General features: G+C 70.6%; 14 protein-coding genes. All 14 read left to right on the forward strand.

Annotation, left to right across the window (positions count from 1 at the left end):
* Positions 1 to 62 precede the first annotated feature (62 nt).
* Positions 63 to 848: an amino acid ABC transporter ATP-binding protein gene (locus tag AC59HU_RS13360; protein ID WP_497223910.1), complete on the forward strand. Its 786-nt coding sequence runs from the start codon at positions 63 to 65 to the stop codon at positions 846 to 848.
* 58 nt (positions 849 to 906) lie between these two features.
* Positions 907 to 1770, forward strand: coding sequence for a glutamate ABC transporter substrate-binding protein (locus AC59HU_RS13365; RefSeq protein WP_497223911.1), 864 nt, complete (start codon positions 907 to 909; stop codon positions 1768 to 1770).
* A 127-nt stretch (positions 1771 to 1897) separates the two neighbouring features.
* Positions 1898 to 2545 (forward strand): amino acid ABC transporter permease, encoded by a 648-nt coding sequence (locus AC59HU_RS13370; RefSeq protein ID WP_497223912.1) that lies wholly within the window; start codon positions 1898 to 1900, stop codon positions 2543 to 2545.
* A complete protein-coding gene (locus AC59HU_RS13375; RefSeq protein WP_497223913.1) occupies positions 2542 to 3393 on the forward strand; it encodes an amino acid ABC transporter permease in 852 nt (283 codons plus the stop codon). The genes AC59HU_RS13370 and AC59HU_RS13375 overlap by 4 nt, the downstream gene beginning before the upstream one ends.
* 37 nt (positions 3394 to 3430) lie before the next feature.
* The gene (gene pheS / locus AC59HU_RS13380; protein WP_497223914.1) at positions 3431 to 4471 is read left to right on the forward strand and encodes a phenylalanine--tRNA ligase subunit alpha; all 1041 of its coding nucleotides are present in this window, start codon (positions 3431 to 3433) and stop codon (positions 4469 to 4471) included.
* Between the two features lie 2 nt (positions 4472 to 4473).
* Positions 4474 to 7005 (forward strand): phenylalanine--tRNA ligase subunit beta, encoded by a 2532-nt coding sequence (pheT, locus tag AC59HU_RS13385; RefSeq protein ID WP_497223915.1) that lies wholly within the window; start codon positions 4474 to 4476, stop codon positions 7003 to 7005.
* Positions 7006 to 7032: 27 nt separating this feature from the next.
* Positions 7033 to 8076 (forward strand): N-acetyl-gamma-glutamyl-phosphate reductase, encoded by a 1044-nt coding sequence (gene argC / locus AC59HU_RS13390; protein ID WP_497223916.1) that lies wholly within the window; start codon positions 7033 to 7035, stop codon positions 8074 to 8076.
* Complete coding sequence (gene argJ, locus AC59HU_RS13395) at positions 8073 to 9233, forward strand: bifunctional glutamate N-acetyltransferase/amino-acid acetyltransferase ArgJ (RefSeq protein ID WP_497223917.1); 1161 nt, start codon at positions 8073 to 8075, stop codon at positions 9231 to 9233. The genes argC and argJ overlap by 4 nt, the downstream gene beginning before the upstream one ends.
* Positions 9233 to 10210 (forward strand): acetylglutamate kinase, encoded by a 978-nt coding sequence (argB, locus tag AC59HU_RS13400; RefSeq protein WP_497223918.1) that lies wholly within the window; start codon positions 9233 to 9235, stop codon positions 10208 to 10210. The genes argJ and argB overlap by 1 nt, the downstream gene beginning before the upstream one ends.
* 35 nt (positions 10211 to 10245) lie before the next feature.
* Complete coding sequence (locus AC59HU_RS13405; RefSeq protein ID WP_497223919.1) at positions 10246 to 11442, forward strand: acetylornithine transaminase; 1197 nt, start codon at positions 10246 to 10248, stop codon at positions 11440 to 11442.
* A gap of 29 nt (positions 11443 to 11471) precedes the next feature.
* A complete protein-coding gene (gene argF, locus AC59HU_RS13410) occupies positions 11472 to 12431 on the forward strand; it encodes an ornithine carbamoyltransferase (protein ID WP_497223920.1) in 960 nt (319 codons plus the stop codon).
* Entirely contained in the window at positions 12431 to 13894 is a 1464-nt protein-coding gene (gene argH, locus AC59HU_RS13415; protein WP_497223921.1) for an argininosuccinate lyase, read from the forward strand. Before argF ends, argH begins: the two co-directional genes overlap by 1 nt.
* Complete coding sequence (locus AC59HU_RS13420; RefSeq protein WP_497223922.1) at positions 13891 to 14103, forward strand: hypothetical protein; 213 nt, start codon at positions 13891 to 13893, stop codon at positions 14101 to 14103. The genes argH and AC59HU_RS13420 overlap by 4 nt, the downstream gene beginning before the upstream one ends.
* Positions 14104 to 14152: 49 nt before the next feature.
* Positions 14153 to 14761 carry a DNA-3-methyladenine glycosylase gene (locus AC59HU_RS13425; protein ID WP_497223923.1) on the forward strand — a complete coding sequence of 203 codons (609 nt, stop codon included), beginning with the start codon at positions 14153 to 14155 and terminating at the stop codon, positions 14759 to 14761.
* Positions 14762 to 15042: the final 281 nt, after the last annotated feature.

The raw sequence follows: 15042 nt of genomic DNA on the forward strand, positions 1-15042 counted from the left end.
TTTCATTTGAGTCACGGATCCGTGTGATCGCTTGCTGACCCTCTTTCGGGTGTGCTTGGGTAATGCTCATGGATTCGCCTGCCACCCCCATTCGAGGCACGGGAGGGGCAGCAGAACCCCTCGTCGTCATCGACCACGTCGACAAGCATTTCGGCGATCTGCACGTCCTCCGCGACATCACGACCTCGGTCGCCCGCGGCGAGGTCGTCGTGGTGATCGGCCCGTCCGGTTCCGGCAAGTCGACCCTGTGCCGAGCCATCAACCGGCTCGAGACCATCGACTCCGGCTCGATCACGATCGACGGTCGTGAGCTGCCGAGCGAGGGGCGAGAACTGGCGACGCTGCGCGCCGACGTCGGGATGGTCTTCCAGTCGTTCAATCTCTTCGCCCACAAGACCGTGCTGGAGAACGTCACGCTCGCGCCGATGCGGGTGCGGAAGCTCTCGCGGAAGGATGCGGAGAAGCGGGCGATGGAGCTGCTGGACCGGGTCGGCGTGGCGAACCAGGCCACGAAGCTCCCCGCGCAGCTCTCCGGCGGCCAGCAGCAGCGCGTGGCGATCGCGCGCTCCCTGGCGATGGATCCGAAGCTGATCCTCCTCGACGAGCCCACCAGCGCCCTCGACCCCGAGATGATCAACGAGGTGCTCGACGTCATGGTCGGCCTCGCGCGCGACGGGATGACCATGATCGTCGTCACCCATGAGATGGGCTTCGCCCGCAAGGCTGCGGACCGGGTGATCTTCATGGCCGACGGCCGCATCGAGGAGGAAGCGACCCCCGACCGGTTCTTCAGCGCCCCCGAGTCACCGAGAGCGAAGGACTTCCTCTCGAAGATCCTCGCCCACTAGGCGGGAACAACCCCGCCGCAGCCGTTGCGCGGGGCACAGCACAAGAGAGGTACGACCAATGAGGCACAAGAAGCTATCGTTTCTCGCACTCGCCGCGGTGACCGCCGTGGCCCTGGCCGGCTGCGCCGGCGGAGACTCCGGCAGCCCGGCCGTGACGCCTGAGGCGGCGCCCACGTTCGCGGCCGGCTCCACGATGGAGGCCCTCGCCTCCGCGGGGGAGATCACCATCGGCACCAAGTTCGACCAGCCGCTGTTCGGCCTGGTCGGTCCCGACGGCACCCCCGAGGGCTTCGACGTCGAGATCGGCAAGATCATCGCCGCCAAGCTCGGCATCGCGCCCGAGAAGATCAAGTGGGTCGAGACGGTCTCGGCCAACCGCGAGCCCTTCATCCAGCAGGGCGAGGTCGACCTGGTCGTCGCGACCTACACGATCAACGACAAGCGCAAAGAGGTCATCTCGTTCGCCGGGCCGTACTACCAGGCCGGCCAGAGCATCCTGACGCTGTCGGACAACGACGACATCACGAGCGAAGACGACCTCGTCGGCAAGCCCGTCTGCTCGGTCACCGGTTCGACCCCCGCGGCCAACCTCGAGAAGCTCGGCGCCCAGGTCGTGCTCACCGACACCTACACGAACTGCCTGGAGCCGCTGCGCACCGGTCAGGTCGTCGCGGTCTCGACCGACAACGTCATCCTCGCCGGGCTCGCCGCCCAGAACGAGGGCGAGTTCAAGGTGGTGGGGGAGCCCTTCACCCAGGAGCCCTACGGCATCGGCCTGGCCAAAGACGAAACCGACTTCCGCATGTTCGTCAACGACGTGCTCGAGGAGTCGTACGGCGACGGCACCTACGAGGCGGCCTGGGAGTCGACGGCGGGCTCCGTGCTGCCGTTCGTCGAGCCCCCGGCGGTCGACCGCTACTAGCCGGTCCGGGATGGCGGGGCGCCGTGGGCGTCCCGCCATCCCGCCCGCCCGCTCGGCCCGGTGACTCGGGCCCCTTCACGTCCCCCCAGATCAGACCGACCAGACAACCGACCAGACAGGAGCACGGGTGAACGTCGTCATCGACAATCTGCCGTCCTACATCGAGGGCTTCCTGCAGACGGTGTCGCTGCTGCTCATGGCCGGAGCCGGCGCGCTCGTGATCGGCACGATCGTGGCCGCCATGCGGATCTCGCCCGTGCCCTCGCTCAGCGGGTTCGCGGCGGTCTACACCGAGCTGCTGCGCAACACGCCGCTCACACTGGTGCTGTTCTTCTGCGCGATCATCCTGCCCTACCTCGGCTCCGAGCTGCCCTACTTCTGGTGCGCCGTGATCGGGCTCACCGCCTACACCTCGCCGTTCGTGGCCGAGGCGCTGCGCTCGGGCATCAACGGCGTACCGGTGGGCCAGGCCGAGGCCGCGCGGAGCCTCGGGCTCGGGTTCGGCCAGACCGTCGGGCTGATCATCTTCCCCCAGGCGTTCCGGATGGTGATCCCGCCGCTGATCAACGTGATGATCGCGCTCACCAAGAACACCTCCGTGGCCGGCGCCTTCTTCGTGGCCGACCTCTTCGGTGTCGGCCGCGAACTCGCGAACGCGAACGGCAACGCCGTGGTCGCGGTGCTCCTCGCCGTCGCCACCTTCTACCTGTTGATCACCATCCCGCTCGGCATCCTCGCCGGGCGGCTCGAGAAGAGATTCGCGGTGACCCGATGACCTCCGTGCTGTTCGACGCCCCGGGCCCCCGGGCGAAGCGCCGGTCGCGCATCGCCTCGGTGATCGTGATCGTCCTGATCCTCGCCGGGGTGGCCTGGATCGGGTACACCCTGGGCCAGCCCCGCGAGTCCGGCGGCATCACGCTGCCCGGCTACTTCGACTGGAGCCGCTGGCAGAAGCCGGTCACCGACCCCGAGTTCTGGGGCGCGGTCGGCCGGGGCCTGCTCAACACGCTGCAGGCCGCCGGCATCGGAGCCGCGATGGCGCTCGTGGTCGGCGTGCTGTTCGCCCTGCTCCGCACCTCGCCGAGCGCCGTGGTGCGGGTCCCGACGACGATCGTGCTCGAATTCCTGCGCGGCATGCCCGTGCTGCTGATGATGCTGTTCATCCTGCTCGTCGCCTCGACCGGCGCGTTCTGGGCCGTGGTGCTGGCGCTCGGCCTGTACAACGGGGCCATCATCGGCGAGGCGCTCCGGGCGGGCATCAACTCCCTGCCGCGGGGCCAGCGGGAGGCCGGGCTCAGTCTCGGGCTCACGCGGTTGCAGACCAAGATGCTGGTCGAGTTCCCGCAGGCGTTCCGCCAGATGCTGCCGATCATCCTGGCGCAGCTCGTCGTGCTGCTGAAAGACACCAGCCTCGGCTACATCGTCGGCTACAACGAGCTCATCCGCACGACGATGAACAACCTCTCCAGCTTCTACGGCAACCGCTACCTGATCACCCTGTTCATCATCACGCTCGTGATCTACCTCACCGTCAACCTCACCCTCTCGGCCGTGGCGCGGCGGATCGCGCGCCGTCGCGGCGGCCGGGCGGCCCCGAACCCGGAGGACGCGACGACCGAGTAGCGTCGGCGTCGCGGCGCACCGCGTAAACTTGTGACTCGTGTCTGAACCCATCGCCATCACCGAGCAGGCGGTGAACGACGCGGTCGACGCGGCGCTCGCGGCCCTCGAGACCGCAACCGACTCCGCTACGCTCCGTGCCGTCCGCTCCGAGCATGCCGGGGAGAACTCCCCGCTCGCCGCGCTCAACGCCGCCATCAAGTCGCTCCCGGGCGACCAGAAGGCCGCCGCCGGCAAGCTGGTCGGGCAGGCCCGTGCCCGGGTCAACCAGGCCATCGCGGCGCGCGAGACCGAGGTGGTGGCGCTCGAGGAGCAGGCCAGGCTCGAGTCCGAGACGATCGACGTGACGGCCGTGCCGACCCGCCGTCGCCCGGGTGCCCGCCATCCGCTCTCCCTGCTGCAGGACCGAATCGCCGACATCTTCGTGGGCATGGGCTGGGAGGTGGCCGAAGGCCCCGAGGTCGAGAGCGAGTGGTTCAACTTCGACGCCCTCAACTTCGACGCCGACCACCCGGCGCGCGCGATGCAGGACACCTTCTTCATCGACCCGCCCGAGTCGCACCTGGTGCTCCGCACCCACACCAGCCCGGTGCAGATCCGCAGCCTGCTCGAGCGCGACCTCCCGGTCTACGTGATCGCTCCCGGCCGGGTCTACCGCACCGACGAGCTCGACGCGACCCACACGCCCGTCTTCAGCCAGGTCGAGGGCATCGCCATCGACAAGGGCCTGACGATGGCGCACCTGCGCGGCACGCTCGAGCACTTCGCCCGCCAGATGTTCGGCGAGGGCGCGAAGATCCGGCTGCGCCCGAACTACTTCCCGTTCACCGAGCCCAGCGCCGAGATGGATGTGTGGCAGCCCAACGCCAAGGGCGGGGCTCGTTGGGTCGAGTGGGGCGGCTGCGGCATGGTCAATCCCAACGTGCTCCGCGCCGCGGGCATCGACCCCGACGAGTACTCGGGCTTCGCGTTCGGCATGGGTATCGAGCGCACCCTGCAGTTCCGCAACGATCTCAACGACATGCGCGACATGGTGGAGGGCGACGTCCGCTTCTCCCAGCAGTTCGGAATGGTGGTCTGACGATGAGGGTTCCGATCAGCTGGCTCGCCGAGTACGTCGACCTCCCCGCGGAGGCGTCGATCGACGACATCCACGCCGCCCTGGTCAAGGTCGGGCTCGAGGAGGAGGGGTCGCACGACTTCGACCTCACCGGCCCGATCGTGGTCGGCGAGGTGCTCTCCTTCGAGCCCGAACCGCAGTCCAACGGCAAGACCATCCGCTGGTGCCAGGTGCGCGTCGCCCCCGAGGGGCAGAGCGCGGCCGACGGCGGGGCCGACGTCCGCGGCATCGTCTGCGGCGCGGGCAACTTCTTCGTCGGCGACAAGGTCGTCGTCACCCTGCCCGGTGCGGTACTGCCCGGCGGCTTCGCCATCGCGGCCCGCAAGACCTACGGCCACGTGTCCGACGGCATGATCGCCTCGGCTCGCGAGCTCGGTCTCGGCGAGGACCACGACGGCATCCTGCGCCTGTCGACCCTGGGCCTCGACCCGGAGGTCGGGACGGATGCGATCGCCCTCCTCGGTCTCGACGACGCGGCCGTCGAGGTCAACGTCACGCCCGACCGCGGCTACGCCTTCTCCATCCGCGGCATCGCCCGCGAGTACTCCCACTCCACCGGAGCCGCTTTCCGCGACCCCGCCGACCGCGTCACCCCCGTGGCCGGCACCGGCTTCCCGGTCGCGATCCACGACGAGGCGCCGATCCGCGGCCGCGTGGGCGCCACCGTCTTCGTCACCCGGGTCGTGCGGGGCGTCGACCCGACCGTGCCGAGCCCGTCCTGGCTCGTCGCGCGACTGAAGCTCGCCGGCATCCGCTCGATCTCGCTCGTGGTCGACATCACGAACTACGTCATGCTCGAGTTCGGCCAGCCGATCCACGGCTACGACCTGGATGCGCTGCAGGGCGGCATCGTCGTCCGGCGCGCCGCCCCCGGCGAGACCCTCGAGACGCTGGACGGCCAGACCCGCACCCTCGACCTCGAAGACCTGGTGATCGCCGACGACCGCGGCGCCATCGGCCTCGCCGGCGTCATGGGCGGAGCCTCCACCGAGATCGGCGACGGCACGCAGAACGTGCTGATCGAGGCCGCCAACTTCGACCCGGTCTCGATCGCGCGCACCGCCCGCCGGCACAAGCTGCCGAGCGAAGCCTCGCGCCGGTTCGAGCGCGGCGTCGACCCCAAGGTCGCCGCTCCCGCGGCCGCGCGCGTCGTCGAGCTGCTCGAGTCCCTGGCCGGTGGCACCGCCGACGACCTGGGCTCCGAGCACCACGCGCACCCCGAGGCCGGCGCGATCATGGTTCCGTTCGGCTACGTCGGCGGCCTCGTGGGCGTCGACTTCACCGCGGACGAGATCTCGACCTCGCTGGCCGAGATCGGCGGCACGGTCGAGGAGAACGCCGCGGGCTTCGTGGTCACCCCGCCGTCGTGGCGCCCCGACCTGACCGACAAGGCCTCGCTCGCCGAGGAGGTCGCCCGCATCGTCGGCTACGACCGCATCCCGAGCATCCTGCCTGTGGCTCCTCCCGGGCGCGGCCTCACGGTCTCGCAGCTGACGCGCCGGCGCACCGCCGACGTGCTCGCGGCGGGCGGCCTCACCGAGGTGCTCGCGTACCCCTTCCTCACCGAGAAGCAGAACGCGGCCTTCGGCAGCGCCACGGGCGAGGAGGTCCCCGCGATCCGCGTGGCGAACCCGCTCGACTCGCAGGCCGCGCTGCTGCGCACCTCGCTCGTGCCCGGCCTGATCGACATCGCGCGCCGCAACCTCTCGCGCGGGCTCACCGACCTGGCGCTGTTCGAGATCGGTTCCGTCTTCCTCCCGGAGCCGGGTCGCGCCTACGGTCAGGACTCCCTGCCGCTCGGCGCCGCCCTGCCGAGCCCCGAGGCGCTGCTCGAGCTGCACGCGGGCATCCCGCCGCAGCCCCGGCACGTCGGGGTGCTCGTGCTCGGGAACGCGATCGACAAGCAGCCCGGCCAGCCCGCGGTTCCGGCCGGTGTCGCCGACGTGCTCGACACGGTGCAGCTGCTCGAGACCGCGCTGGCCGTGAAGCTGCGCGTCGCCACGGGCCGGCACGTCTCGCTGCACCCGGGCCGCACCGCCGAGCTCTTCATCCGCACGCCCGACGGCGAGCGGAGCGTCGGCTTCGCCGGCGAGCTCCTCCCCGCGCTCACGCACGAACTCGATCTGCCCCGCGTGGTCGCCGTCGCCGAGCTCGACCTGGATGCGCTGATCGCGGCGGCCGGGACGACGATCGACGTCGCTCCGATCAGCGGATTCCCGGCTGCGACCCAGGACCTCTCGCTCGTCGTCGACCGCTCGGTCGCCGCCGGAGACGTCGAGGCCGCCGTGGTGGCCGGTGCCGGTGAGCTGCTGGAGAGCATCCGGCTGGTCGACGACTACCGCGGGCCGGGTCTACCCGGGGAGTCGAAGTCGCTGACCTTCGCGCTCCGCTTCCGCGCCCCCGACCGCACCCTCACCGCCGCGGAGGCCAGCGACGCCAAGCTCGCCGGCGCCGCCCGGGCCGGGGAGCTGTTCTCGGCCACCGTGCGGGAGTAGCCCGGAGCCACGGGCTAGATTGGATCCATGGTCTACTCAGTCGCGATCGCCGGAGCCAGCGGATACGCGGGCGGCGAGCTGCTCCGTCTGCTGAGCGCGCATCCGGAGTTCGAGGTGCGCACGGTGACGGCGAACAAGAACGCCGGTCAGCCGCTCGTCGCGCTGCACCCGCACCTGCGTTCCTACGTCGGTCTGATGCTGCAGGAGACCACCGCCGAGGTGCTGAAGGGCCACGACGTCGTCTTCCTCGCCCTGCCCCACGGGCACTCGGGCGCATTGGCTGAAGAGCTCGGCGACGCCAGCCTCGTCGTCGACTGCGGCGCCGACCACCGGCTCACCAGCGCTGAGGCCTGGGAGACGTTCTACAAGTCCGAGTATCACGGGTCGTGGCCCTACGGCCTGCCCGAGCTCGTGCTGCCCTCCGGTGAGAAGCAGCGGGAGCACCTGGCCGGCGTCAACCGCATCGCCGTCCCGGGCTGCAACGTCACGGCGGTGAGCCTCGCGCTCGCCCCCGGCCTCCGGGCCGGTGTGGTGCAGCCGGCCGATCTCTCCGCGGTGCTGGCGGTCGGCCCCTCGGGCGCGGGCAAGACGCTCCGCACCGACCTGCTCGCCAGCGAGCTCCTGGGCTCGGCGCACGCCTACGGCATCGGCGGCACCCACCGGCACGTCCCGGAGATCATCCAGAACCTCAGCGGGCCCGGTGAGTCGGTGACCGTCTCGTTCACGCCCGTGCTCGTGCCGATGGCCCGGGGCATCCTGGCCACCTCGACCGCCCGGTTGCAGCCGGGGGTCAGCGCGGCCGATGTGCGGTCGGCCTGGAGCCTCGCCTACGCCGACGAGCCCTTCGTGCAGCTGCTGCCCGAGGGTGTGTTCCCGAGCACGAGCGACACCCTCGGGGCTAACACCGCGCTGATCGGGCTCACGGTCGACGAGGCCGCCGACCGTGTCGTCACCGTCACCGCCCTCGACAACCTGGTGAAGGGAACGGCGGGCGCCGCCATCCAGTCGACCAACATCGCCCTGGGGCTGCCCGAGGCACTCGGCCTGCCCGTGAACGGAGTCGCACCGTGAGCATCACCCGTCCCGCCGGATTCCGCGCCGCGGGGGTCGCGGCCGGCCTCAAGTCGACCGGCGCGCGCGACCTCGCGCTCGTGGTGAACGACGGCCCGCGCTCCAATGCGGCGGCCGTCTTCACTTCGAACCGGGCGAAGGCCAACCCGGTGATCTGGTCCGAGCAGGTCGTCCGGGACGGCCAGGTCGCCGCGGTCATCCTGAACTCCGGCGGCGCCAACTGCTTCACCGGGTCGTTCGGCTTCCAGACCACGCACGCCACCGCCGAGGCGGTCGCGGAGTCGCTCGGGGTCTCGGCGGGCGACGTGCTCGTCTGCTCCACGGGCCTGATCGGGGTGGGCGACCAGACCTTCCGCGACGCCATCCTCGACCACGTACCGGTCACCGTCTCCGCGCTCTCCGCCGACGGCGGGGCGGATGCGGCGCTCGCCATCATGACGACCGACTCGCACCCGAAGGAGGCCGTCGCCGAGTCGGCGGCCGGCTGGTCGATCGGCGGCATGGCCAAGGGGGCCGGGATGCTCGCGCCCGGGCTCGCGACGATGCTGGTCGTCATCACGACCGACGCCGACCTCCCGCCCGAGGTGCTCGACCGCACGCTGCGCGCGGCGACCCGGGTGACCTTCGACCGTGTCGACTCGGACGGCTGCATGTCGACCAACGACACGGTCACCCTGATGGCCTCCGGCGCCTCGGGCGTCGTGGCCGACGAGGCGGAGTTCGCCGAGGCGTTGACCGCCCTGTGCGCCGACCTGTGTCTGCAGCTGCAGGGCGATGCCGAGGGCGCGAGCCACGACATCGCGATCGAGGTCGTCAACGCGCGGAGCGAGGAGGACGCGGTGGTCGTCGGCCGCGCCGTCTCGCGCAGCAACCTGCTGAAGGCCGCGATCTTCGGCAACGACCCGAACTGGGGCCGGGTGCTCGCGGCGATCGGCACCACCGACGCCCCCTTCGACCCGTACGCCGTCGACGTCTCGATGAACGGGGTCATGGTCTGCCGGAGCGGCGAGCCGGGGGAGCCGCGGGAGCGGGTCGACCTCACACCGCGCGCCACGACCATCCTGATCGACCTCAAGGAGGGCGCCGCCGCGGCGACGATCCTCACCAACGACCTCACGCACGACTACGTGCACGAGAACAGCGCCTACGCCAGCTGATGAGCGAGCCGATCCAGAACGCCCATTCCCGGAACGACGGCGAGAGCAGCGCGCACGACGCCGCGGCCGCTTCGGCGGCTTCGGCGGCCGAGGCCGCCCTGGCGCCCGTCAAGGCGCAGACCCTGATCGACTCGCTGCCCTGGCTCAAGCGCTTCCACGGCCAGATCATGGTGATCAAGTTCGGCGGCAACGCGATGGTCGATCCCGATCTGCAGCGCACCTTCGCCGAAGACATCGTCTACCTGCGCTACGCCGGCATCCGCCCCGTGGTGGTGCACGGCGGCGGCCCGCAGATCTCGCAGATGCTCGATCGTCTCGGCATCCCGAGCGAGTTCCGTGGCGGCTACCGCGTCACCAGCCCCGAGGCGATGGATGTGGTGCGCATGGTGCTCACCGGGCAGATCAGCCGCGACATCGTCAGCCACATCAACGAGCACGGCCCGCTCGCCGCCGCCCTGTCGGGTGAGGACGCGGGGTTGTTCGAGGGCCGGAAGCGCACGATCGAGATCGACGGCGAGACCGTCGACCTGGGCCAGGTCGGCGACGTCGTGGGCGTGAACCCCGAGGGCGTGCTCGCCCAGCTGGAGGCCGGCCGCATCCCCGTCGTCTCCTCGATCGCGCCGGACATCGACGAGCCGGGCCAGGTGCTCAACGTCAACGCGGATGCCGCGGCCGCCGCTCTCGCGGTCGCCCTGAACGCGGCGAAGCTCGTCATCCTGACCGACGTCGCGGGCCTCTACAGCGACTGGCCGAACCGCGACTCCCTGGTCTCGGTGATCGGCAGCGAGGAGCTCCGCGACCTGCTGCCGAGCCTGGAGTCCGGGATGATCCCGAAGATGGCGGCGTGCCTGGAGGCCGTCGACGGGGGAGTGGCCAAGGCCGCGATCATCGACGGGCGGGAACCGCACTCGATCCTGCTCGAAGTCTTCACCCAGGGCGGTGTCGGCACCGAGGTGGTGCCGGCCCCGGCCCGCTGACCCGGCCCCGCCGGGACCCGAAACGGAGGAACCCGATGTCCAGCATCGGAACGGACAGCCCGTGGCCCGGTCGCTTCGACCGGTCGCTGATGCGCACGATGGGGATGCCCCTGCGCTGCCTGGTGCGCGGCGAGGGCGCTCGCGTCTGGGACGACGAGGGCCGGGAGTACCTCGACTTCCTCGCCGGCATCGCGGTCAATTCGCTCGGTCACGCGCATCCGGTGTTCGTCGAGGCCGTCTCGCGCCAGGCGGCGACCCTCGCCCACGTCTCGAACTACTTCTCCACGCCGCCCCAGCTCGAGCTGGCCGAGCGGCTCACCCGGATCACGGGCGCCGGCGACGGCGGCCGCGCCTACTTCTGCAACTCCGGCGCCGAGGCCAACGAGGCCGCGTTCAAGCTCGCGCGGCTGAACACCTCGTCGACCCGCACGAAGATCCTCGCGCTCACCAACTCCTTCCACGGCCGCACGATGGGCGCGCTCGCCCTCACCGGCAAGCCCGCGATGCGCGAGCCCTTCGAGCCGATGCCCGGTGGCGTGCACCACATCGACTCCACGATCGAGGCGCTCGAGGCGGCGATCGACGACACCGTGGCCGCCCTGTTCGTCGAGCCGATCAAGGGCGAGGCCGGTGTGCTCGACCTGCCGGCCGGCTTCCTCGCCCGTGCCCGCGAGCTCACCGAGCAGCACGGCGTGCTGCTCGTGCTCGACGAGATCCAGACCGGCGTCGGGCGCACCGGTGCCTGGTTCGCCTACCAGAACGCCGGCATCGTCCCGGATGCGGTGACCGTCGCCAAGGGGATGGCCGGCGGGTTCCCGATCGGCTCGCTGGTCACCTTCGGCTGGGCCTCCGACCTCTTCCAGCGCGGGATGCACGGCAGCACCTTCGGCGGGAACCCGCTCGCGACGGCCACCGCGAACGCGGTGCTCGGCGAGATCGAGCGGGCCGGGCTGATCGAGAACGCACGGCTCCGCGGGGAGCAGCTGCGCACCATGCTCCGGGAGATCGACACCACGCTGATCTCCGAGGTCCGCGGCCAGGGTCTCCTGGTCGGTGTCGGTCTGACCGAGCCGGTCGCGGCCCGGATCGCGGATGCGGCACTCGAGCAGGGCCTCATCATCAACGCCCCGAACGACTCGAGCCTGCGCATCGCGCCGCCCCTGATCATCGGCGACGACGAGGTGCGCGAGTTCGGCAACCGCATCCGCGCGGCCTTCGCCGCAGTATCCTGATCCTTTCCGTTCCCGACCCGAGGCGATTCATGACCCGGCACTTCCTCCGCGACGACGACATCACCCCTGCCGAGCAGGCCGAGATCCTCGACCTGGCCGAGCGTCTGAAGAGCGACCGCTTCCAGGCGCGTCCGCTCGAGGGCCCGCAGACGGTGGCGGTCATCTTCGACAAGTCCTCCACCCGCACGCGGGTCTCGTTCGCGGTCGGGATCGCCGATCTGGGCGGGGTGCCGCTGATCATCTCGACGGCGTCGAGCCAGCTCGGCGGCAAGGAGACCGCATCCGACACCGCGCGCGTGCTCGAACGCCAGGTCGCCGCGATCGTCTGGCGCACCTACGCGCAGTCGGGGCTCGAGGAGATGGCGGCGGGCACCACGGTGCCGGTGGTCAACGCGCTCTCGGACGACTTCCACCCCTGCCAGCTGCTCGCCGACTTCCTCACCATCCGCGAGCATCGCGGTGCGCTCGCCGGGCTCACCGTCGCCTTCCTCGGCGACGGCGCGAGCAACATGGCGCAGTCGTACCTGCTCGCCGGCGCGACCGCGGGAATGAACGTGCGCATCGCCAGCCCCGCCGGCTACGCGCCGAACCCGTCGGTCGTGGCCGACGCCGAGGCCCGCGCGGCCGAGACCGGGGGATCGGTGGTCGTTCTCGAGGATCCCGCCGAGGCCGCGACCGGCGCCGACGTCATCGTCACCGACACCTGGGTCTCGATGGGCAAGGAGGACGAGAAGGCCGCCCGCATCGAGTCCTTCGCCGGCTTCCAGGTCGACGAGGCCATGATGGCGCGGGCGAAGCCGGATGCGCTCTTCCTGCACTGCCTCCCCGCCGACCGCGGCTACGAGGTCAGCGCCGAGGTGATCGATGGGCCGCAGAGCGTGATCTGGGACGAGGCGGAGAACCGACTCCACGCCCAGAAGGCGCTGCTGGTCTGGCTCTTCGAGCAGAACGCCGAGGCCAAGGCCCCGGCGCGGAAGGCGGGCTTCTGATGAGCGGCGACCAGCCGGGCGAGGTCTCGAACCGGGCCGCGGAGGCCGGAGCGCTCTGGGGTGGCCGCTTCTCCGGCGGGCCGGCACCCGAGCTCGCCGAACTCAGCCGCTCGACGCACTTCGACTGGCAGCTCGCGCAGTACGACATCGCGGGCTCAAGAACCCACGCCCGGGCCCTCGCCCGCGCCGGCTACCTCACGGCGGCCGAGCTCGACGGCATGCTCGAGGCGCTCGACGCGCTCGCCGAGGCCGTCGACTCGGGCGAGTTCTCGCCTCAGCCGTCGGATGAGGATGTGCATTCCGCCCTCGAACGCGGCCTGATCGAGTTCTCCGGCCCCGAGCTCGGCGGGAAGCTGCGCGCCGGCCGGAGCCGCAACGACCAGATCGCGACCCTGGTGCGGATGCTGCTCCGTGACCACGCCGCCACGCTGACGCGGCTGCTCGTCGACCTGATCGACGCCATCGCCTCGCAGGCCGACGCGCACTTCGACGCGATCCTGCCCGGGCGCACGCACCTGCAGCACGCCCAGCCGGTGCTTCTGGCCCATCAGCTCCTGGCGCACTCCTGGCCTCTGGTGCGGGACATCGAGCGCCTCCGCGACTGGGATGCGCGGGCCGACGCCTCGCCCTACGGGTCGGGTGCGCTCGCCGGCAACACCCTGGGGCTGGATGCCGAGTTCGTCGCGCACGACCTCGGTTTCGCCCGCGGGGTCGAGAACTCGATCGACGGCACCTCCTCGCGCGACGTCGTCGCCGAGTTCGCCTACATCACGGCCCAGATCGGCATCGACCTCTCCCGGTTCGCCGAGGAGATCATCATCTGGAACACGAAGGAGTTCGGGTTCGTCACCCTCTCGGACTCCTACTCGACCGGCTCGTCGATCATGCCGCAGAAGAAGAATCCCGACATCGCCGAGCTCGCTCGCGGGAAGGCGGGCCGGCTGATCGGCAATCTCGCCGGGTTGCTGGCCACCCTGAAGGGCCTGCCCCTGGCCTACAACCGCGATCTGCAGGAGGACAAGGAGCCGGTCTTCGACTCGATCAAGACCCTCGAGGTGCTGCTGCCCGCCTTCACCGGCATGGTCGCCACCCTCACCTTCCACACCGAGCGGATGGCCGAGCTCGCCCCGCAGGGCTTCTCGCTGGCCACCGACGTCGCCGAGTGGCTGGTCAAGCAGCATGTGACCTTCCGCGACGCCCACGAGATCACGGGTTCCCTGGTGAAGTTCGCCGAGGACCACGATCTCGATCTGGACGAGCTGACGGACGAGCAGTTCGCCACGATCTCCCCGCACCTGACGCCGGAGGTGCGGACGGTGCTCACGATCGAGGGATCCGTGGCGAGCCGGGATGGCTCCGGCGGCACCGCCGGCGTCCGCGTCCGTGAGCAGCTCGCCCACCTGACCGAGCGCGTCCGCGCTCTCGTCTCGGAGACCTCGGCCCTTCCCGGAGGAGCAGCATGACCGAACCCGTCGAGCCGGCGAAGGCTCCGAAGTCCCCGAAGTCCCCGAAGCCGTCGGGCGTCCGTCCCTCGGGTGACGAACCGGTCGACCCCGGGTTCTGGCGGCGTCCGCTGTCGAGCCGCACGGTGTGGTTGCTGATCGCGGCCGCCGCCGTGGTGCTCGCCGCCGGTGTCGTCGTGAGCCTCGCGCTCGGGGTGCGGCTGTTCTGACCCGGCCCGCGACCCGAACCCGTGAACCCGCGCTCGTGAACCCGCAGCCGTGATCGATCTGTCCGTCTCGGCGGTCGAAGCGGCGCCGCTGCTGCTCGGCTCGGTGATCGCCCGCGACTCCCCGGAGGGCCGGGTCGCCGTCCGCCTCACCGAGGTCGAGGCGTACCTGGGTGTCGGCATCGACCCGGGGTCCCACGCCTTCCGCGGTCGCACGAACCGCAACGCCGTGATGTTCGGCGAACCCGGCCGGCTCTACACGTACTTCACCTACGGGATGCACGTGTGCGCCAACGTGGTCTGCTCGCCTCCCGGGGAGGCCTCCGCCGTGCTGCTCCGGGCGGGGGAGGTCGTCGACGGCCTCGAGCTCGCGCGCAGCCGGCGCCCCACCTCGAAGTCGGATCGCGACCTCGCACAAGGACCGGCCCGTCTGGTCCGGGCGCTCGGGATCGCGATGACCGATGACGGCGCGGCGCTGGACGCCCCGCCGTTCTCGCTCGAGCTCCCCGCGTCGGGAGATCCGACCCGTGACGTCGTGGGAACGAGTCTCCGCACCGGGGTGAGCGGAGACGGGGGCCGGGAGCCCTTCGCGTGGCGGTTCTTCCTGGCGGGGGAGCCCACCGTCTCGCCCTACAAGAAGCACCCGAAGCTCCGCGGATGAGCGCGACACGCCCGGGCTGCACGGCCATTTGCGAGGCCCCCGGGTCCCGCGTAATGTAATCCCTCGTCACCCCACAGGTGCGGAAAAGCGGAAGAGCTTGCCGGCCTCAAGTTGGAGACACAATCCCACAGCATCACACATCATTTGACTTGGTCGTTCCGACCAGCTCGACAGTGATGCTAGGGTAGAGAAGTTGCCCAGGATGGCGGCCTAACGGTCTGGTTCTGGTGTATCCGATCCTTGAGAACTCAACAGCGTGCACAATGTCAAATGCCAAATAC

The sequence above is a fragment of the Herbiconiux sp. 320_LB genome (assembly GCF_059691755.1).

Excerpts from the sequence above, each read along its gene's own strand:
- AC59HU_RS13360 (WP_497223910.1), top strand. The coding sequence starts at position 63 with ATGCTCATGGATTCGCCTGCCACCCCCATTCGAGGCACGGGAGGGGCA.
- AC59HU_RS13365 (WP_497223911.1), top strand. The coding sequence starts at position 907 with ATGAGGCACAAGAAGCTATCGTTTCTCGCACTCGCCGCGGTGACCGCC.
- AC59HU_RS13375 (WP_497223913.1), top strand. The coding sequence starts at position 2,542 with ATGACCTCCGTGCTGTTCGACGCCCCGGGCCCCCGGGCGAAGCGCCGG.
- pheT (WP_497223915.1), top strand. The coding sequence starts at position 4,474 with ATGAGGGTTCCGATCAGCTGGCTCGCCGAGTACGTCGACCTCCCCGCG.
- argC (WP_497223916.1), top strand. The coding sequence starts at position 7,033 with ATGGTCTACTCAGTCGCGATCGCCGGAGCCAGCGGATACGCGGGCGGC.
- argB (WP_497223918.1), top strand. The coding sequence starts at position 9,233 with ATGAGCGAGCCGATCCAGAACGCCCATTCCCGGAACGACGGCGAGAGC.
- AC59HU_RS13405 (WP_497223919.1), top strand. The coding sequence starts at position 10,246 with ATGTCCAGCATCGGAACGGACAGCCCGTGGCCCGGTCGCTTCGACCGG.
- argF (WP_497223920.1), top strand. The coding sequence starts at position 11,472 with ATGACCCGGCACTTCCTCCGCGACGACGACATCACCCCTGCCGAGCAG.
- argH (WP_497223921.1), top strand. The coding sequence starts at position 12,431 with ATGAGCGGCGACCAGCCGGGCGAGGTCTCGAACCGGGCCGCGGAGGCC.
- AC59HU_RS13420 (WP_497223922.1), top strand. The coding sequence starts at position 13,891 with ATGACCGAACCCGTCGAGCCGGCGAAGGCTCCGAAGTCCCCGAAGTCC.